This window comes from Catenulispora sp. GP43, from assembly GCF_041260665.1.
GTDB lineage: Bacteria > Actinomycetota > Actinomycetes > Streptomycetales > Catenulisporaceae > Catenulispora.
The window spans coordinates 368,709-387,365 of the sequence record NZ_JBGCCT010000008.1; the positions used below are offsets into that span (position 1 = coordinate 368,709).

The following is an 18,657-nucleotide window of genomic DNA, read 5'->3' on the forward strand; positions in this document are numbered from 1 at the left end:
GTCGGCCGTCCCGGGTCAGCCGCCGAGGCTACTCGCCCTGCCGCAGGTACAGGTCCCGCATCAGGCCGATCTCGCCGCCATGGTGCGCGACCTCGTCCAGGGCGTGCAGCGCCAGCGCCAGATAGCTCGCGTCGGCCCACCCCGTGGGCTCGGCGATCTCGCCCATCGGGGCCAGCAGCCGCTCGTCGCCGAGGCCTTCGATGCGCGTGACGAAGCGCGCCCAGTCCTCCTCCAGCGCCAGGACGCCCAGGTTCGCAGTACCCGGCCACTCGAAGCGGTCGCCGAAGTCCGGGACGTCCTCGAAGAAGTGGATCACGTAGCCGCGCAGGCAGAACGCGCCGATGTGCCACATCCGCCAGGCGATCGTCGACACCGGCTCGGGCGCGTCGGACTTCCCGGACTCCGGCGGCCGCGAGTCGGCGCGGAAGACGCCGTCCTCGGTGGGGCGGACGGTCACGCAGTCCGGGACGGGCTGCCACTGGTACTCGGCGTCCGTCAGCCCCTCCAGACGTGCGAACGTCCTGGAGCGCACCACTTCGAAGGTCTCGAGCAGGTCTTTGGTGACGCGGTCGTGCGAGGTCATGGTCAGATCCTAGATTCAAGACTCCGTTTCAAGATTCAAGAATCCAGTTTCACCGTCCGCGTTCCCGTACCGTCGCCGCGTACTGCGCCGGCGGCAGGCCGAAGGCGGCAGTGAAGTCGCGCGTCAGGTGCGACTGGTCGGCGTAGCCGAGGTCGGCGGCCAGCGCCGACCAGTCGACCTGCTTGTCGTGGGCGATGCGTTCGCCGGCCTCGTACAGCCGGTAGCGGCGCAGGAACCACTTCGGGCCGATGCCGACGTGCTCGGTGAACGCGCGTTGCAGGGTGCGGACACCGACACCGGCGGCGCGCGCCAGGTCCTCCACCCGTGTCAGCTCGCGGTCCCGCACCGCCAGCTCGGCCCACTCGGTGGTGGTCTCGCAGTCCTGCCGTTCGGCGGGGACGCGGTCGGTGATCGCAGCGTCGGCGGTGGCGGCGAGCTGCTCGCCGGGGACGTCCAGGTCGGCGACCAGCGGCACCAGCGACGCTTCGAGGTCGGCCAGGGCCGTGACCTGGGCCAGCGGGACTTCTCGGTCGGTGAGGGCGCTCAGCGGACCGTCGTGGAACGGGGCGAAGGCCGCCGGGCGGAACATGATGCCCAGCGCGCGCCCCTCGCCCTCCAGCGTGACCGCGAACCGTCCGGTGTCCACGCCGGACACCACCGCGCCGTGCGCCTCGAACACCACGTTGACCACCGGATGGACCAACACCTGCTGTTCGTGTCGCACCCCCGGCGGCAGGCGCCAGGTGGACAGCCAGTAGCGGTCGACGAACCGGGACGCCGCCCCGGTCGGCGGGAAACGGTCCAGGCGGAAGACGGTGCTCGCGGCGGCCGGGTGCACGATGCCGCGGCTGTCGTCCTGCACCGGCTTGACCTGGTGTTCCGTCATGGGGCCAGCGTAGCGGCGGGCACTGACGCGTTTCTTCAAGACGCGCGGCACACCGGACCGTAGCGTCAGGGTATGAGCACGATTCACGAGCAGTTGACCGAGGCCGCCGACCAGGCCGCGCGTGTCGTCGCCGGCACCGATCCCGGCCGGTTCACCGATAAGACCCCGTGTTCGGACTGGGACGTCAAGGAGCTGCTGAACCACCTGATCCTCTGGACGGCGTACTCCTTCGAGCGCCGGGCCCGCAGCGAGCAGGTCGGCCCCGACCTGACCGAGCGCGACTTCGCCTCCGAACCCGACTACGCCGCCGCCTACCGCGCCCAGCTCGACCGCGCCCTGGCCGCCTGGGCCCCGCCCGAGGTGTGGGAGAGCGAGATCGACACCGGCGGCGGCAAGACCCCCGCCCCGCAGGTCGCCGAGATGATCCTGATGGAGATGGTCCTGCACGGCTGGGACCTGGCCACCGCCACCGGTCAGCCGTACGAGATCTCCGACGAGATCGCCGGCACCGTCGCCCAGGCCGTCGAGGCCTCGGCGGAGATGTACCGGCAGTACGACGGGTTCGCGGCCGAGGTGCAGATCGGCCAGGACGCGACGACGTTGGAGAAGGCGCTCGCGGTGTCGGGGCGGCGGGCGTAGCGGGCACGGCCGCGTCTGCGCGTCGCCGTGCCCGACCAGGACAGGGCCCAGCCGCTCCGCAGCGTCTCCGCGAATCGCGTTGGGCGCTTCGGCCCTGTCCTGGTCAACCATCAAGGTCAGTTCTGTTCCGGGATCACAGCCGCACGCCGGTCCAGGCGCCTCCCGGCCACGCGCGCCGTGGCAGTATTCGAATGATCTTCGACTCCTTCTCCGTGGCGGGCGGGGCATCGTCGCTCTCGACGATCAGCTTGTCCGTCCCCGCCGCAAGCAGATGCGCGGTCGCCCCCAGCGGCACCAGAGCCGTGGCGGCCGAAGCCGTCGCCCGCGCACCGGCGCTACCCGAGCGCACCGCCCGATCGAAGCACTCCCGCGCCAGGCGCGACTTGCCCACCCCCGCCGCCCCGTGCACGATCAGCCCGCGCCGCCGGCCCGACCCCCATGCCTGACAAAGCGCCGCCAGCTCTTCGTCCCGGCCGGCCAACGGCCAGAACGACCCGCGGTCGTTCCGTTGCTATCGCCTGAACGGCCCTACTTAATACCCGGCCCACCCCGGCCACCGGCACGATCGAGACATGCGCATGCACGGACTCCGGGTCACCCTACAGCCGCCCGACGGCACCCCTTTCGTCGAGGACGCCATCCTCACGCTGGCCACAGGCGTCAACGGCGGCCAGCTCTACAGCGGCAACAACGGCTTCTGGATCGAAGTCGTCGACGCCGCCGACGGCACCCACGACGTCGCCGGCTTCGGCTGGCAGGACGGGAAACGGGGGCACACCATCGTTGAAACGGCACCGATCATCCTTTAGCTTCCGGTGCCGATCCTGCCCTCTTGCGCACTATGAGATGGCACTAATGACGGCCGAATCCGACTCCCGGTCCAGCACAACCCGTGGGTGACCGGCAGTGCCCAGGATTGGCAGGAGCGGCTGTTCAGCGCGCTGACATCCATGTTCGCGCGACCGACGGCCCACGGCACGCCGGTTGAGGTCGGAAAGGCCAAGGCACTGGCTTGGATCTTCGGCCGGGAGACGCTGGTCGAGCTGTCGCTGGATCAGCTCCCGAAGACCTGAGCGGGCTTGCGCGCCAGTACCTGGATCCCCGCGGCTTCGTTCCCGTTCATCGTGGCCACGGGGATCCGGCGTGTGTCCTGGATGTCGAGGCCGGCCAGCAGGTGCGGGAAGTGTTCGGCGCGGTGGTGCCGGCAGACCGCGCCGTCGCTGGTCTCGAAGACGCCGTAGGTGGCGGTGGCGGTGCCGGTGCCGGTGCCGTGCGTGGCGGCGAAGCGTTCGTAGCGCTCGATGCTGCGCGGGTCCTCGCCCAGCAGCAGATCGCTGATATACAGCAGCCCGCCGGGCCTGAGGACCCGCGTCAGCTCGCCGATCAGCCGCTCCTGCGCCTCGTCGCCGGGGATGCAGGTCAGCACCGCGAACAGCACGACCAGGTCGAAGCTCGCGTCGGCGAACGGCAGCGCCGGCGGGGCGTCCAGGACCGCGAACCGCATCGTTGGGTGGTGCTCGCGCGCCTGTTCGATCATCCCTGCCGAGCTGTCGACGCCGGTGAGGTCGGTGAACCCGAGCTGCGCGAGCTCCGCCATGGTCCGGCCGTATCCGCAGCCGTAGTCCAGGACGGCGGCGTCCCGGCCGAGTGCGTCGGTCCACTCGGTGTGCAGCGGGTGAGTGAAGCGCTTCGTGGCCGAGACGGCGTCCCAGTACGAGGTCTGGTTGTCCAGGTCTGTGTCCGTCATGCTCGGGTCCCTTCAGTCGCGCGCTACCTGCCGACGAGGACCTCGGCCGTGGCCTGCACGCAGACCCGCGAGATGCCGTAGCCGGCCACCCAGGCCGCGCCGCCGGGGTCGGTGTGCGCGACGCCGAGGTCGACCACGATGGTATCGGGGCGCTCCTGGATGAGGCGGCTTACCCGGTCGAGGTCCTCGGGGGAGCGCTGGATGCCTCGTACGACGACGACCAGCGGCCGGTCGGCGGGCGCCTGGGCGGTGGCAGTGGCGGGGGTGTCGGCGATGTCGGCGAGCTTCGAGCTGGTGGTGCCCGGGAGCAGGTCGGCCAGCGGGGTGGCCAGGCTGCGGGGGAGTTCGACCTCGATGACGTGCGGGGCGGCCTTCAGTGGGAGGGCGCCATCCTCCGCGCGCAACACCCTGACCGCACGACGAGCCGCCGCGAGGCCCTCGTCAAAATTCGCCGCCTCAAACTCGGGCGCCCCAGCCTCCCGCACCTCCCGCCGCCACCGAGCGAAAGCCCCCACCTTCTCAGCAGCCTCCACCAACCGCGCCTCGGCCAGGGTCCCGTCCCGCAGCGCCTCCGTGACCGCGGCCGTGATCGCCGCCATGTCGGCGTCCGTCGAGTTGTTGTCCACGCACACCAGGTCCATCCCGGCCGCCAGCGCGCGCACCGCTGCCCCGGCGAGTCCGTACCGCGCCCGGACCGCGGCCATCCCGATCCCGTCGGTGACTGCCAGGCCGTCGAAGCCGAGTTCGCCCCGCAGCAGTCCGCCGACCACCGCCGGGCTCACCGAGGCCGGGTGCTCGGCGTCGAACTCCGGCATCAGCAGGTGCGCGACCATCACTGCCCGCGCCCCGGCTGCCACCGCCGCGCTGAACGGCGGCAGGGTGTCGCGCCGCAGCTGCTCGAGCGTCGCCGTCACCGTCGGGAGTCCGTAGTGCGAGTCCACCACCGTGTCGCCGTGCCCGGGGAAGTGCTTCGCACACGCCGCGACCCCCGCCGCGTGCAGGCCCCGCACCGCCGCGGCGACGTGCCGCGACACCACGGCCGGGTCCGAGCCGAAGGACCGCGCGCCGATCACCGGGTTGCGCGGCTCGGTGTTCACGTCGGCGACCGGCGCGTAGTCCAGGTCGATCCCCGTCTCGCGCACCAGCGTGCCGACCGAGCGCGCCACCGCCTCGGTGAGGGCCGCGTCGTCGATCGCGCCCAGCGCCAGGTTCCCCGGGGAGGAGGAGCCGGTGGCGAACTCCAGCCGCGTGATGTCCCCGCCTTCCTCGTCGACGGCGACGAACGCGTCCGGATTCGCCGTGCGCACCTCGTCGGTCAGGGCCCGCAGCTGCGCCGGGGACTCGATGTTCGCCGCGAACACGATCACCGAGCCGAGCCCGCCGGCCAGCCGCCGCCGCACCCAGTCCGGCAGCGTCGTCCCCGCGAAGCCCGGCTGCAGCACGCGGGCGATCAACACATCGAGCTCGGACATCAGCACTCTCCCTCGCGCGGATACAACAGGTACGGTTCCCGCTCCAGCTCGGCGAACCGGCGTGCCGGCGCCCGCCACTGCTCCAAGATCTCCTCAGCGCCGGCCCCCTTGCAAAGGGCCGTGCGCAGCTCGTCGGAGCCGGCCAGCAGGTCGAAGTGCTTGTCGCGGAACCTCAGACGGCCCAGCCAGCCGTCGCGCAGCGCGCACAGCACCATGACGCCCACCGCCGGCGGATCGACGGCGTCGGGATCGGTGACGTGCAGCTGCGCGCCGCAGATCTGCTGCCCGGCGTACCGGTCGAAGGCGGGGGTCGCATACGCCTCCCGCACCGCGATCCCGGTCGGCGCCGCGGCCCGCAGCCGTTCGGCGAACGTGCGGTCCAGCCAGGGCGCGCCGACGAGTTCGAACGGCGTGGTGGTGCCGCGCCCGACCGAGACGTTCGTCCCCTCCAGGAAGCAGGTCCCGGGGTATATCAGGGCACTGGTCGGGGTCGGCAGGTTCGGCGAGGGCGGCACCCACGGCAGCCCGGTCGCCGGGAACAGCTTCGCGGCGTCCCAGCCGGCCAGCGGCACGACCTCCGGGGCCGGGACGCCGAGCCGGGCGGCGAACAGCCGGCCGAGCTCGCCCATCGTCAGGCCGTGCCGCACCGGGATGGCGGCCCGTCCTACGAACGAGGTGAACTCCTGGTGCAGTACCGGCCCCGCGACCACGCGTCCGCCGAGCGGATTGGGCCGGTCCAGCACGCAGACCGGCACGTCGATCTTCGCCGCGGCGGCCATCGCGTCGTACAGGCTGGACTCGTACGTGAAGAAGCGGGCTCCGGAGTTCTGCAGATCGACGACCAGCACATCGATCCGGGACTCGGCGAGCATGCCCGTCAGGTGCTCGACGCTGTGGTCGTAGGTGTCGTAGACCGGCAGGCCTGTGCTCGAATCCGTTGCCGCGGCTTCGGATTCCCCGGCCTGTGCGGTACCGAGCACACCGTGCTCAGGACCGAACAGCGCACGCAGATCGCATCCGGCGTCCAGCAAGGCGTGCGCGGCGTGCCGGCCGTCGGAGGTGATCGCCGCGGGGTGGGTCAGCAGCCCGACGCGCCGGCCGGCGAACCGGGTGCCGGCCGCGATGACCTGGTCGAGCCCGGTGGCGGTGGGGGCCGTCATGCGGAGATCGACTTCTCGAAGGTCCAGAAGACCCGGCCCAGCGTGGCCCCGACGGTTTTGGAGTAGAACCGGACCGGGCCGACCCAGCCGATCTCGGCGACCGCGATCCCGGCCTCGCGCTGGTCGGCCAGGCAGCGGCGCAGCAGCACGGCGCCGATGCCCAGGCCGCGGGCCGCCTCGTCGGTGCCCATCGGGCCGAACATGGCGACGCGCTGGATGCCGTGTCCGGCGAAGCCGAGGTAGGCGCCGTCGCGGACGGCCACGTGCAACCTCGGCGGATCGTTGTGCAGCGCCATCGCGGCCTCCTGGCCCCAGGTGCCGCCGAACTCCTCCTCGATCCAGGCGCGCAGAGGCTTCTCGTCCTCCGGCCGCGCGCGGCGTATCTCGACGCCCATCCCGGCCTCGGCCAGGCGTCGTTCGTCGTCCTCGGTGGCCAGGTCGGCCGCGGCGAGGTCGACCAGCATGTTGTCGGCGTCCAGCAGGCGCTCGTAGCCGGCGGCCGTGGCCAGGCACACCGCCGGGGTGTAGCGGACGTCGATGCCCGGCCAGGCGAAGTACGGCGGGTTGCCCCGGATGCGCAGGCGGGTCGCTCCGGCGGCGGCCAGGCGGCGCTCCAGTTCGGCCAGCAGGGCCCGGCCGTGGCCGCGTTCGCGGTGCTCGGGGCCGACGACGAGCAGGTCGATGTGGCCGGTGGCCGGCACGTCGTCGTGGGCCGGGCGCAGCGATCCGAAGGCGAGGCCGATCACGCGGGTCCCATTGCCGTCGTCGTCGGGCCGCTCCAGGACGATCCGGCAGCCATCGGCGGCCGAGGACCACAGCAGGTCCACGACCGCGCCGGCGTCGGGATCATGGATCAGGCCGGCCGAGGCCAGCTCTCGCAGGGTCGGCAGATCTTCGGGAGTTGCGGAACGCATCGCGGCCCTCTTCGTCATTTGCTAACGTCTTCAGGCATGATTGACGGTGGAAACCTACCAGACCCCCGGAAGCTCGTCGCCGAGGCCGTGCAGGCCGGTGTCGTCCCCAGCGCGGTGCTCGCCTACGGCCGCGGGACCGACGGCCCGGTGGACGTCGCCGCGTTCGGCGCCGGCGTCGGCCCCGACACCCGCTACGACCTGGCCTCGCTGACGAAGGTCACGGCCACGCTGCCGTGCGTGCTGCGGCTGGCCGAGGCCGGAGAGATCGGGCTGGACGACCAGGTGGTGAAGTACCTGCCGGGCTTCGGCACGGATTCCGCCAAGGAGCGGGTGACCATCCGGCACCTGCTGACCCACACTTCCGGGCTGCCCGCGATCCTGGAGGTCTGGCGGCTGCCCGGGACCGCCGAGGAGCGGTTCGCCGCGGTGTTGGCCGAGCCGCTGCAGGCGCCGGTGGGGAGCGTCGTGAAGTACTCCGACCCGGGCTTCATCATGCTGGGGCGGATCGTGGCCGACGTGACCGGCAAGCCCTTGCCGGAGGCGTTCCGGGAAATGGTGGCCGGGCCGCTGGGGATGGCTGCCACCGGCTTCCTGCCGGCCGGGCATGCGGCTCCCACGGAGGCGAACTGGTTCGACGACCCGGAGCGTCAGGACCCGAAGTCCGGCGTCGTGCACGACGAGAACGCCGAGAGCCTCGGCGGCGTCGCCGGCCAGGCCGGGCTGTTCGGGAACGCCTCGGATCTGGCTGCCTACCTGCGCGCCGGCTGGCTCGACGAGGACAGCCCGATCCTGGCCCCGGCCACCCGCGCCGAGGCGCTGCGCTGCCAGACCGACGGCGACGGCCTGGACGGCCGGCGCGGCCTCGGCTGGACGCTGCGCGGGGACTCCCATGACTTCATGTCCGACCAGTGGCCGGCCACCGGCGCCGGGCACACCGGGTTCACCGGCACCAGCCTTGCCTTCGACCCGGTGACCGGGATCTGGTGCGTGCTGCTGACCAACGCGGTGCTGTTCGGCCGGGACAACCGGGCGCGGCAGCTGCGGCGCTCGCTGCACGCCGCGGTCGCCGCCGGGTTCGGCGTCGCCCTACAGCCCCACAACGTGCCCGAAGACGGTCCCGGAGGCGGCCCCGGAAGCAGCCTCAACACCGGTGACGACGACACCGGTCCTGGCTTTAGGATCACAGCATGAGCAGTGGCGCGAATCGGTCCTCCCGCGGCACGCGCGGAGCAGTCTCCGGCGGCAGTGGCGCGTCGGCCACGGCCACGGTATCGGTGCTGGGCGGGGAGACCGGGCCGCCGCCGACCGTGCTGGTGCGGATCAGGGCTCTGCTGCCGACGCTGCCGCCCTCGGAGCGGCGGGTGGCCGAGGCGGCGATCGCCGACCCGGCCGGGGTGGCCGCCAAGACGATCAGCGAGCTGGCCGCGGACTGCGACACCTCGGAGACCACGGTCATCCGCTTCTGCCGCGCGGTGGGCCTCAAGGGCTACCCGGAGCTGCGGATCGGGCTGGCCGCCGCGGCCGGCATCGAGGACGCCGCCGCGAGCGCGCACACCGCCGGCGGCGACATCGGCCCCGGCGACTCGCTGGCCGACGTGGTGACCAAGCTCGGCTACGCCGACGCCCGCGCGGTCGAGGACACCGTCGCGCAGGTGGACCTGCAGGTGCTGGAGCGGGCCGTGGACGCGGTGGTGTCGGCCGGCGCGGTGGACGTCTACGGCATCGGGGCCAGCGCCCTGATCGCCCTGGACCTGCACCAGAAGCTGCACCGCATCGGGCACCGGGCCTTCGCCTGGCCGGACGCCGAGGCCGCGCTGACCTCCGCGGCGCTGCTGGGCCGCGGCGACGTCGCGATCGGCATCTCGCACACCGGCGCCACCCCGGCGACCGTCACCGCCCTGGCCGAGGCGCACGACAACGGCGCCCGCACCATCGCCATCACCAACTTCCCGCGCTCGCCCATCACCGACGTCGCCGACCTGGTCCTGACCACCGCGGTGCGCGAGACCACGTTCCGCTCCGGCGCCATGGCCAGCCGCATCGCCGCGCTGACGGTGGTGGACTGCCTGTTCGTGGGTGTCGCGCAGCGCAACTTCAGCCGCACCACACGCGCGCTGGAACGGACGCGCAGCGCGGTGCAGGGGGCGCGGGGGCGGTAGTGGACTACACGCTGACCGGACAGTCGGTGGGACTGCGCATCCTGCGCGAGTCGGATCTGGACGCGCTGGTCGCCTGGTGGTCCGATCCGGCGACCCTGGCGCGGCAGACCAGCGGCTCGCTGGTCGCCCGGCCCGCCGCCGAGGTGGCGGAGATGTTCCGGGGCTGGAGCGCCAACGAGGGCAGCGACGTGGGCCTGGCGGTGGTGGAGCTCAGTACCGGCGAACTGGCCGGCAACGTCGGGCTGTTCGGCGCCACGGTGAAGGACCGCTGCGCGATGCTCGGCGTGATGCTCGGTGCGCCGTATCAGGGTCGCGGGCTGGGCACGGACACGGTGCGCACGATCGTCGGCCACGGCTTCACCGGCCTGGGGCTGCACCGCATCCAGCTGAGCGTCAACTCCAACAACCCGGCGGCGATCGCGGCGTATCGCAAGGCCGGGTTCGTCGAGGAGGGGCGGCTGCGCGAGACCTTCTTCCAGGGCGGGCGCTGGCACGACTCGGTGAAGATGGGGATCCTGGCGCGGGAGTTCCGGGACGGCGGCGCCGAGCGCTGACCGGCGCGCGCCACCGCCACCCGCAGAACGGCAGAACCGCAGAAATGCCGAGCCCGCGCGCCTGCCCCATGATGAAAGCCGAAAGCCGAAAGCCGAAAGCCGAAAGCTGATAAGCGACCTCCGCGCGGGGCTCAGGTCCGTGCGGAGGCCGCCAGCGCCGCCCGCACCTGCCCGCCGGCGGCGGCCAGCGCGCGCCGCGCCTCGGCCGGCGGCACCGCGCCGAGCAGGCAGACCAGCGCCGTCTTCAGCTCGCCGGCGCACTCGGCCAGCGCGGTCGCGCACTCCTGCTCGGGAAGGCCGGTGGCCTCCGTCAGGATCGTCAGGACGCGGCCGCGCAGCTTGGTGTTCGTCGGGGCGAGGTCGACCATCAGGTTCGAGTAGGTGTGGCCCAGGGCGATCATCGCGGCGGTGGAGAAGCCGTTGAGGATCAGCTTCTGGGCGGTGGCCGCCTTCAGGCGGGTGGAGCCGGCGATCGCCTCCGGGCCGGTGTCCGGGCCCAGGTGCACGTCCGCCTCGTCGGCCAGGGCCGCGGCCGGGTTGGCCGAGACCAGGGCGGTGAAGGCGCCGGCGGCGCGGGCGGCGCGCAGGGCCCCGGCGACATAGGGGGCGCGGCCGCTGGCGGTCAGGCCGACCACCACGTCGGCCGCGGTGACCTCGGCGGCGTCGGCCGCGCCGCCCTCGGCGGAGTCCTCGGCGCCCTCCACCGGGATGGTGAGGGCTTTGATGCCGCCGGCGATGTGCGCGACGACCACGCCCGGGGGCAGGCCGAAGGTGGGGATCAGCTCGGCGGCGTCCATCACCGCCACCCGGCCGGAGGTGCCGGCGCCGAAGTAGTGCACGCGGCCGCCGGCGCGCAGCCGGCGCACGGTCTCGTCGACCACCTCGGCCAGCGCCGGGAGCACCGCGGCGACCGCGGCCGGGACCCGGGCGTCCTCGGCGTTGAGCAGGGCCAGCACCTCGACCGTCGGCACGGCGTCGATGTCCGCGGTCGCCGGGTTGCGCTCCTCGGTCGGCGCGGCCACGCGCTCTGCGGTGGGCGGGGTCAAGGGGCTCATGCGTGGCGTTTCCTCTCGGGGGCGGCCGGCGTGGTCGAGACGGGTCGGCGCGGGGCGTGCCGTTGGCAAGTTACGGAATGAACGCGATCCGCGCAACTCATTGACGTAGGTCCTCGCCGCGTCCTACGGTTCCACACACTGCAGCGGCTCGGCCGTGCCCGGCGCGGTCGGATCCGCCATGCGGACCACGCACGGACTCTCAAGCGCACTGCTCGCCAGCGCAGCGCCAGACCGATACTCACCAACCAGCCCGTCCCACCGATCCGAACGGAGATGTCAGGACCATGTCCCGACCCAAACCACTGGTCGCGGCCATCGCCGTCGCGACGATAGCGGCCACCGCGCTGTCGGCGTGCTCCAGCTCCTCGGCGAAGAAATCCAACGGTGGCGGCGGTGGCGGCACCGGCGGCGTCTTCACCAGCATCGACGCCAACAACAAGATCACCGCCGGCGCGCCGATGAACCCCTTCAACGCCGCGCCCAACATGTTCCTGGGCTACAACGAGATGCAGATGGGCTTCAGCAAGTACGACCCGTCCGACCCCAACGCCATGCTCCCGGGCCTGGCCGCCAGCTGGACCTCCTCCGACGCCGGCCTGACCGTCCAGCTCCAGCCGAACGCCAAGTGGTCCGACGGCACCCCGGTCACCGTCGCCGACATCAAGACCTCGCTGGCCATCGCCTACACCCAGGGCACGGCCGGCCCGGTGGCCAGCGCCGGCGGCACCGTCGTCGCGGGCAGCAACTTCGAGGTCTCCGACGTCAAGGACCTCGGCGGCGGCAAGATCGAGATCGACCAGCAGCCCGGCGTGAAGAACCTCTACTTCCAGCGCCTGGTGCTCTCGGCGTACATCGTCAGCGACAAGGTCTACGGCAGCCAGCTCCCGGCCGACATCTGGTCCCAGATCGCCGCCGTGCAGGGCTCGGACCAGTCCGCCGCCGGCGCCGCGGCCACCAAACTGTCCGCCGAGGGCAAGACCATCGCCGCCTTCGCCCCGGCCAAGGACGTCTCGGCCGGCCCGTTCGTGGAGACCCGGGTCAACCCCGGCGAGGCGCTGCTGGACCGCAACCAGTACTTCTACGCCGCGAACAAGATCTCGCCGAAGCAGGTCATCCTGCGCAGCTACTCCGGCAACCAGCAGATCTGGGGCTACATGAACGGCGGCGAGCTCGACTACGCCCCGTACACCTCGATGCCCACCAACATCCTGAACCAGGTCCTCGGCGCCGGCTACACCCGGATGGACGCCCCCAGCTACGTCAGCGCCTCGATCGCGTTCAACGAGAAGCAGGCGCCGTACAACCTCACCCCGGTCCGCCAGGCGCTGGCCTACGTCATCGACCGCGACGCGGTCACCAAGGTCGGCGAGCCGGTCGGCGGTATCGCCGCCCCGACGACCACCGGCCTGGTGGGCTCGCAGTCCGACACGATCCTGTCCGGCGACCAGAAGGCGGCGCTGAACCCCTACAAGCCGGACCCGGCCAAGGCCACGTCCCTGCTGCAGGGCGCGGGCTTCACCAAGGACTCCTCCGGCAAGTGGCACCTGCCCGGCGGCGCGCCGTGGACGATCACGCTGCAGACCGTGAACGGCTTCTCCGACTGGATCGCGGCCTCCACGATCGTGGCCAACGAGCTGACCGCCTTCGGCATCCCGACGACCGCGGCGATCACCGCCGACTTCGCCACCTACCAGAAGGAGATGGCCGCCGGTAAGTACGCGGTCGGCTGGTGGCTGGTGGCCCTGGGCCCGCAGACCGACAAAGCCTACGCCCGCATCTACGGCTCCGCCGACGGCTTCAGCGTCTCCAACGGCCAGGCCACGTACAACGACTCGGCGCCGACCAACTGGGAGCACACCCCGCAGACCTACACGGTCAACGGGCAGAGCATCAACCCCGGCCAGCTGGCCGCCCAGCTCTCGGTGACCCCGGTGGCCGACCAGCAGCCGATCATCGCCCAGCTCGCCGCGGCCACCAACCAGGAGCTGCCGATGATCCAGATCTGGAACTACACCCACGTGATGTTCACGCTGGACAAGCGGTTCACGAACTTCCCGAAGACCGGCCAGGACGACCTGCTGAACAACCCGCCCGGGGTCTGGATGATGCAGGGCTACGTGCAGGGCAAGTAAGGACTCTGCAAAAAACGCAGGGCCAGGACACAGGGCCAGGACGATGACAGGAAGCTCAAGAGGGAGGGGAGGAAGATGACGGGATTCGCCCGGCGTTTGGCCGGCAAGCTCGCGACCGGACTGGTGATGGTCTGGGTGGTGGTGACGTTCACGTTCTTCCTCGTGCACGCGCTGCCCGGCAAGCCCGGTGATGTGCAGTACGAGCAATACATCATGATGGGGATGAGTTCGGACCAGGCGGCGGCCAAGGTGCAGGCGGTCTACGGCTTCACCTCCCACGACTCGCTGCTCTCGCAGTACGGCGGCTACCTCGCCAAGCTCGCGCACGGCGACCTGGGGCAGTCGATCACCTACTCCGGGGTCCCGGTCAGCCACCTGATCTGGTCGGCGCTGCCGTGGACCGTGATCCCGGTGCTGACCGGGCTGCTGATCAGCTTCCTGTTCGGGGTGATCGGCGGCATCGTGGCCGCGGTCAAGCGGTCCAGCCGCTGGGGCGGTCTGCTGACCGTCTCCGGCTCGCTGGTCGCCGGCATCCCCGCCTTCGTCCTGGCCCTGCTGATGCTGGTGGTGTTCCACACCGAGTGGAACCTGCTCCCGGACGCCGGCACCAGCGACATCCAGTACGACCCGGGCTGGAACCTGCCGTACATCGGCTCGGTGGCGCAGCACGCGGTGCTGCCGGTGTGCGCCTACGCGCTGCTCAGCTACGGCGGCTGGCTGCTGGCGATGAAGTCCTCGGTGGTCTCGGTGCTGGGCGACGACTTCATCCTGGCCTCCGAGCTGCGCGGCATCGCCCCGGTCACCCGGGCCCGCTACATCGGCCGCAACGCGATCCTGCCGCTGTTCACGGTGCTGGCGCTGTCCTTCGGGGTGATGTTCGCAGGGTCCTTCTTCATCGAGGACACCTTCGACTATCCCGGCCTCGGCGACCTGCTCCTGAAGAGCATCGGCGGCCGCGACTACCCGGTGATGGCCGGCGCGTTCCTGCTGATCACCGTGTCCATCATCATCGCAAACATCATCGCCGACCTCTGTTACACCCTGATCGACCCGAGAGTGAGGCGCTGACATGGCGACCGCCACCGCCACCCTCGCCGCGTCGGTGCGCAGCCGCCGGCCGGCCTGGGCGGCCTTCCGCAAAGCCGTGACCCGCACGCCCGGCCGGCTGGCCGGCCTGATCATCATCGTGTTCTTCGTCCTGATGGGGATCTGCGGGCCCTGGTTCTACGGCCGGCTGGCCGTCGACCCGAACGCGCTGTACGCCCCGCCCAGCGCCAAGCACTGGCTGGGCACCGACTTCGCCGGCTCCGACGTGTTGCAGGAGGTGGTGACCGGCGCGCGCTACGTGCTGGCCACCGCCGCCCTGTCGGCGCTGTTCACCAGCCTGTTCGGGGTCACGATCGGCCTGGTCGCCGGCTACCAGCGCGGCCTGACCGACAGTGTCCTGATGCGCCTGACGGACTTCGTCCTGACCATCCCGGGCCTGCCGCTGCTGATCCTGCTGTCCACGGTGTGGAGCTTCGGCAGCCCCTGGGAGATGGGCCTGGTGCTGGGCATCACCGGCTGGGGCGGCGTGGCCCGCGCGGTGCGCGCGCAGGCGCTGTCGCTGCGCGAGCGCGGCTTCCTGGAGGCGGCGCGCGGGCTGGGCCTGTCCCGGCGGCACATCATCGTCAAGGAGATGCTGCCGAACATCGCGCCCTACGCCACCATGCAGCTGATGCTGTCGATGATCGCCTTCGTGGGCGCCGAGGTCGGCCTGTTCTTCCTGGGCCTGGTGCCGTTCTCCAGCACCAACTGGGGCGTCATGCTGAACCAGGCGGTGTTCTCGGGAGGTGCGATGGAGACCCCGGCGGCGCTGATCTACCTGCTGGCTCCGCTGGTCTGCATCCTGTTGCTGACCCTGGGCATCGTGCTCTTCCTGGACGCCATCGACGAACTGTTCAACCCGCGGCTGAGGGAGCGCGCGTGAGCGAGGTACAAGTACGCGGCCTGACAGTCGAGTACCAGACGTCCGTCGGCTGGCTGCCGGCGGTGGCCGAGGCGTCCCTGGAGCTGCGCGCCGGCGAGATCACAGGCCTGGTCGGCGAGTCCGGCTCCGGCAAGTCCACGCTGGCGCTGTCGCTGCTGAACGCGGTGCCGGCGCCGGGGCGGATCGCTGGCGGGAGCATCGAGGTGGCCGGCGTCGGGGACGTCACGGCGCTGACCGGCAAGCAGCTGCGCAAGGCGCGCGGCGGTGCCATCGGCTATGTCTTCCAGGCGTCGCAGAACTCGCTGAACCCGCTGAAGACCATCGGCAAGCAGCTGCTGGACCTCGGGCGCTCGCACGAGGTCGCCGATCTTCGGGGGCTGATAGCGCGGGCGCTGGACCTGGCGAACCGGATGGGCCTGGACGGGCAGCGGGTGCTGGACTCCTACCAGCACGAGCTGTCCGGGGGCATGCGCCAGCGCATCGGCATCGTCTTCGCCCTGGTCCTGAACGCCAAGGTGCTGATCCTGGACGAGCCGACCACCGCGCTGGACATGCTCTCCCAGGCCTCGGTGCTGGACATCGTGCGCAAGGTGCACGACGAGAACCAGCTCAGTACCCTGATCATCACCCACGACATCGGCGCCATCTCCGAGATCGCCGACCGGCTGGCCGTGATGTACGGCGGCCGGATCGTCGAGGACGGCCCGCTGCTGGACGTGCTGCGCCGGCCCTCGCACCCCTACACCAAGGCCCTGATAGGCGCCACCGCGCGCATCACCGGCGACGTAGAGGCGGCGCGCGCGCTGCCCGGGCGTCCGCCGGACCTGACCACCGTGGCCCGGGCCGGCTGCGTCTTCCGCGACCGCTGCCCGTTCGCGGTCGCGGTCTGCGCCGAGACCGAGCCGCCGCTGGCCGGCTGGGAGCTCGCCGGCGAGGTCCAGCCCGGGCGCCGCCGCGCCTGCCACGTCGAACCGTCCACCGTGCTCTCCGGGAACGCCGGGGCGCCCGCCGCCGTGGGAGAACCGGCATGATCCAGGCCCGGGGCATCACCCGCACCTACCAGACCCACGGCGCCTTCACGGGCGCGCGGACCGTGCACGCGCTGCGCGGCGTCGACTTCACGCTGCCCGACGGTGGCGCGGTGTCCTTCATCGGCGAGTCCGGCTGCGGCAAGACCACGCTCGGCAAGATCCTCACCGGGCTGGAGACCTTCGACGGCGGCGAGCTGGTCGTGGACGGCGTGGAGCTGTCCAAGCTCAAGCCGCACCAGCGGGCCAAGTACTTCCGCCGGATCCAGATGATCCATCAGGACCCGTATTCGGCCCTGAACCCGACCCGCACCATCGAGGCCACCCTCGGCGACCCGCTGCGGATGCGGGCCAAGGAGCTCCGGTCGTCCGGGGAGCAGACCGTGCACTGGCGCGAGCGGGCCGCCGAACTGCTGACCCTGGTCGGCCTGGAGCCGACCGCGGTGCTGCCGAAGTACCCGCACCAGCTCTCCGGCGGGCAGCGCCAGCGCGTGGTCATCGCCCGCGCGCTGACCGTGGACCCGACGGTGCTGATCGCCGACGAGGCGGTGTCGATGATCGACGTCTCGATGCGGCTGGGCATCCTGAAGCTGCTGCGCGACCTGCGCGACCGGCTGGGTATCTCGCTGGTGTTCATCACCCACGACGTGGCCACCGCGCGCTACGTCGGCGACGGCGGCGAACTGCACGTGATCTACCGCGGCGAGGTCGTGGAGCGCGGTCTCACCGACGACGTGATCCTGGCGCCGGTGCACCCCTACACGCAGTGCCTGCTGTCGGCGGTGCCGATCATGCGCGGCCTGGAGGAGCCCGGCCCGGACCGGACGGCGCCGACCGCGGCGCTGGACGAGCGGACGGCGACGCCGGGCTGCCTGTTCCAGCCGCGGTGCCCGTTCGCCGGCGAGCAGTGCGCGCAGGAGCATCCGGTGCTGGTGCCGTTCGGGGAGCCGACCGGGACATCGAGCGACGACGCGTCCGAGCACCAGCACGCGTGTTTCTATCCGGAGTCCCGCCGTGTGGTGGGGGTCGAGGTGGGGGCAGCGAGCGCGTGAGAGTCCTCGGTCTGAGCTCCGGCACCTCCCATGACGCGATCGACGTCGCGTTGGTGGACTTCCGGCTCGACGGCGACGGCGACGTCCTGGTCGGCGAGCTGGTCCACGCCGACCACGTCCCCTACCCCGACGAACTGCGGGAGCAGATCGTCGCCGCCCTGCCGCCGAACCAGACCGACCTGGGCGCCGTCTGCCGCCTGGACACCGGCATCGGCCAGGCCTTCGCGGCGGCGGCGTGGCAGACGGTGCAGGCCGCGGGCCCGGCCGACCTGGCCTGCTCGCACGGGCAGACACTGTTCCACTGGACCGAGGACGGCCGGGTCCTGGGCACACTCCAGCTCGGCCAGCCGGCCTGGATCGCCGAGCGCCTCGGCATCCCGGTGGTCTCCGACGTCCGCGCCGCCGATGTCGCGGCCGGCGGCCAGGGCGCACCGCTGGTGTCGCTGCTGGACCTGCTCCTGCTGCGGGGCCTGCCCGGCCCGGTCGGGGCACTGAACCTGGGCGGCATCGCGAACCTGACGGTGGTCGCCGACCCGCCGGTGGCCTTCGACGTCGGCCCGGCCAACGCCCTGCTGGACGCCGCCTGCCGCCAGCTGACCGGCAAACCCTACGACCGCGACGGCCGCCTGGCTGCCGCCGGCCTGGTCCACCCGGGCCTGCTGGCGGCCCTGATGGCAGAGCCCTACTACGCCCGCCGCCCCCCGAAGACCACCGGCAAGGAACTCTTCCACGACGCCTACCTGGCCGCCCACATCGACGACTTCCCGGACCTCACCCCCGAGGACCTGATGTCGACCCTGGCCACCCTCACCGCGATGACCGTGGTCGACGCCGTCCGCGCCCACGGCATCGCCACCCTGGCCGTCTCCGGCGGCGGCGCGGAGAACCCGGAGCTGATGAAACGCATCGCCAAGCGCCTGCCGGACGTGGAGGTACTGCGCTCGGACGCGTACAAGGTGCCGTCGGATGCGAAGGAGGCGATCGCGTTCGCGCTGATCGGCTGGTTCACCGCCCACGGCCTGCCCGGGACGGTCGCCGCCTGCACCGGGGCGGCGGGGGAGCGGGTGCTGGGGCGGATCAGCCCGCCGGCGCGCGGGACGCTGGTGCTGCCGGAGGTGGTGGAGAAGGTGCCGCGGTCGGTGCGGTTCGTGGGGTAGGGCTACGGTGCGTTGCTCGGCTGATGTCGTCGGAATCGCCCTGTACCATCGGATGTCGGTTCGAATCCGACTGCGGCCACCACGACCGGCCCGGGCCATGGTGCCGGCGGGGGGTCATTCGCTTAAATTAAGAGCTCTGATTTGCTCGTC

Annotated in this window: 20 protein-coding genes; 12 read left to right on the forward strand and 8 right to left on the reverse strand. The window is 71.8% G+C overall.

From position 1 onward, the window contains the following. Positions 1-28: 28 nt before the first annotated feature. Both ABH926_RS19205 and ABH926_RS19210 read right to left on the reverse strand, forming a co-directional pair. Entirely contained in the window at positions 29-583 is a 555-nt protein-coding gene (locus ABH926_RS19205) for a DinB family protein (RefSeq protein WP_370367027.1), read from the reverse strand. A gap of 49 nt (positions 584-632) precedes the next feature. Then, a complete protein-coding gene (locus tag ABH926_RS19210; protein WP_370367028.1) occupies positions 633-1,469 on the reverse strand; it encodes a helix-turn-helix domain-containing protein in 837 nt (278 codons plus the stop codon). A gap of 72 nt (positions 1,470-1,541) precedes the next feature. Here ABH926_RS19210 and ABH926_RS19215 point away from each other — a divergent pair, with 72 nt between their 5' ends. Next, positions 1,542-2,108: a TIGR03086 family metal-binding protein gene (locus tag ABH926_RS19215; RefSeq protein WP_370367029.1), complete on the forward strand. Its 567-nt coding sequence runs from the start codon at positions 1,542-1,544 to the stop codon at positions 2,106-2,108. Positions 2,109-2,241: 133 nt separating this feature from the next. Here the strand turns inward: ABH926_RS19215 and ABH926_RS19220 are convergent, their stop codons facing one another. Further along, complete coding sequence (locus ABH926_RS19220; RefSeq protein WP_370367030.1) at positions 2,242-2,589, reverse strand: ATP-binding protein; 348 nt, start codon at positions 2,587-2,589, stop codon at positions 2,242-2,244. A 91-nt stretch (positions 2,590-2,680) separates the two neighbouring features. Between ABH926_RS19220 and ABH926_RS19225 the strand changes: the two genes are divergently transcribed. Continuing rightward, positions 2,681-2,917 carry a hypothetical protein gene (locus ABH926_RS19225; protein WP_370367031.1) on the forward strand — a complete coding sequence of 79 codons (237 nt, stop codon included), beginning with the start codon at positions 2,681-2,683 and terminating at the stop codon, positions 2,915-2,917. Positions 2,918-3,004: 87 nt separating this feature from the next. Then, positions 3,005-3,181: a hypothetical protein gene (locus tag ABH926_RS19230; RefSeq protein WP_370367032.1), complete on the forward strand. Its 177-nt coding sequence runs from the start codon at positions 3,005-3,007 to the stop codon at positions 3,179-3,181. On the opposite strand, the gene ABH926_RS19235 is transcribed toward ABH926_RS19230, so the two are convergent. Genes ABH926_RS19235 through ABH926_RS19250 form a run of 4 tightly spaced genes read right to left on the reverse strand, consistent with a single transcriptional unit; the run spans position 3,163 to position 7,401 of the window. After that, on the reverse strand, positions 3,163-3,855 hold the full coding sequence (locus ABH926_RS19235; RefSeq protein ID WP_370367033.1) for a class I SAM-dependent methyltransferase: 693 nt from the start codon (positions 3,853-3,855) through the stop codon (positions 3,163-3,165). The genes ABH926_RS19230 and ABH926_RS19235 overlap by 19 nt on opposite strands. A gap of 23 nt (positions 3,856-3,878) precedes the next feature. Beyond that, positions 3,879-5,327 carry a glycoside hydrolase family 3 protein gene (locus ABH926_RS19240; protein ID WP_370367034.1) on the reverse strand — a complete coding sequence of 483 codons (1,449 nt, stop codon included), beginning with the start codon at positions 5,325-5,327 and terminating at the stop codon, positions 3,879-3,881. Then, positions 5,327-6,487, reverse strand: a complete 1,161-nt coding sequence (locus tag ABH926_RS19245; protein WP_370367035.1) for an exo-beta-N-acetylmuramidase NamZ domain-containing protein — start codon at positions 6,485-6,487, stop codon at positions 5,327-5,329. The genes ABH926_RS19240 and ABH926_RS19245 overlap by 1 nt, the downstream gene beginning before the upstream one ends. Then, positions 6,484-7,401, reverse strand: a complete 918-nt coding sequence (locus tag ABH926_RS19250; RefSeq protein ID WP_370367036.1) for a GNAT family N-acetyltransferase — start codon at positions 7,399-7,401, stop codon at positions 6,484-6,486. The genes ABH926_RS19245 and ABH926_RS19250 overlap by 4 nt, the downstream gene beginning before the upstream one ends. Before the next feature lie 36 nt (positions 7,402-7,437). On the opposite strand from ABH926_RS19250, the gene ABH926_RS19255 reads away from it, so the two are divergent. The 3 genes from ABH926_RS19255 to ABH926_RS19265 are packed head-to-tail and all read left to right on the forward strand — an operon-like array spanning position 7,438 to position 10,114. Then, positions 7,438-8,592: a serine hydrolase domain-containing protein gene (locus ABH926_RS19255; RefSeq protein ID WP_370367037.1), complete on the forward strand. Its 1,155-nt coding sequence runs from the start codon at positions 7,438-7,440 to the stop codon at positions 8,590-8,592. After that, positions 8,589-9,560, forward strand: coding sequence for a MurR/RpiR family transcriptional regulator (locus tag ABH926_RS19260; RefSeq protein WP_370367038.1), 972 nt, complete (start codon positions 8,589-8,591; stop codon positions 9,558-9,560). The genes ABH926_RS19255 and ABH926_RS19260 overlap by 4 nt, the downstream gene beginning before the upstream one ends. Continuing rightward, the gene (locus ABH926_RS19265) at positions 9,560-10,114 is read left to right on the forward strand and encodes a GNAT family N-acetyltransferase (protein WP_370367039.1); all 555 of its coding nucleotides are present in this window, start codon (positions 9,560-9,562) and stop codon (positions 10,112-10,114) included. Before ABH926_RS19260 ends, ABH926_RS19265 begins: the two co-directional genes overlap by 1 nt. Positions 10,115-10,245: 131 nt before the next feature. Here the strand turns inward: ABH926_RS19265 and ABH926_RS19270 are convergent, their stop codons facing one another. Then, positions 10,246-11,169, reverse strand: a complete 924-nt coding sequence (locus ABH926_RS19270; protein ID WP_370367040.1) for an N-acetylmuramic acid 6-phosphate etherase — start codon at positions 11,167-11,169, stop codon at positions 10,246-10,248. Between the two features lie 284 nt (positions 11,170-11,453). On the opposite strand from ABH926_RS19270, the gene ABH926_RS19275 reads away from it, so the two are divergent. The 6 genes from ABH926_RS19275 to ABH926_RS19300 all read left to right on the forward strand — a co-directional run bounded on the left by ABH926_RS19275 (position 11,454) and on the right by ABH926_RS19300 (position 18,507). After that, the gene (locus ABH926_RS19275; RefSeq protein ID WP_370367041.1) at positions 11,454-13,301 is read left to right on the forward strand and encodes an ABC transporter substrate-binding protein; all 1,848 of its coding nucleotides are present in this window, start codon (positions 11,454-11,456) and stop codon (positions 13,299-13,301) included. 75 nt (positions 13,302-13,376) lie between these two features. After that, positions 13,377-14,369: an ABC transporter permease gene (locus tag ABH926_RS19280; RefSeq protein ID WP_370367042.1), complete on the forward strand. Its 993-nt coding sequence runs from the start codon at positions 13,377-13,379 to the stop codon at positions 14,367-14,369. Position 14,370: 1 nt separating this feature from the next. Continuing rightward, positions 14,371-15,270 carry an ABC transporter permease gene (locus tag ABH926_RS19285; protein WP_370367043.1) on the forward strand — a complete coding sequence of 300 codons (900 nt, stop codon included), beginning with the start codon at positions 14,371-14,373 and terminating at the stop codon, positions 15,268-15,270. Continuing rightward, complete coding sequence (locus ABH926_RS19290; protein WP_370367044.1) at positions 15,267-16,301, forward strand: ABC transporter ATP-binding protein; 1,035 nt, start codon at positions 15,267-15,269, stop codon at positions 16,299-16,301. Before ABH926_RS19285 ends, ABH926_RS19290 begins: the two co-directional genes overlap by 4 nt. Then, entirely contained in the window at positions 16,298-17,350 is a 1,053-nt protein-coding gene (locus ABH926_RS19295; RefSeq protein ID WP_370367045.1) for an ABC transporter ATP-binding protein, read from the forward strand. Before ABH926_RS19290 ends, ABH926_RS19295 begins: the two co-directional genes overlap by 4 nt. Continuing rightward, on the forward strand, positions 17,347-18,507 hold the full coding sequence (locus ABH926_RS19300) for an anhydro-N-acetylmuramic acid kinase (RefSeq protein ID WP_370367046.1): 1,161 nt from the start codon (positions 17,347-17,349) through the stop codon (positions 18,505-18,507). Before ABH926_RS19295 ends, ABH926_RS19300 begins: the two co-directional genes overlap by 4 nt. The last annotated feature ends 150 nt before the right edge of the window (positions 18,508-18,657 follow it).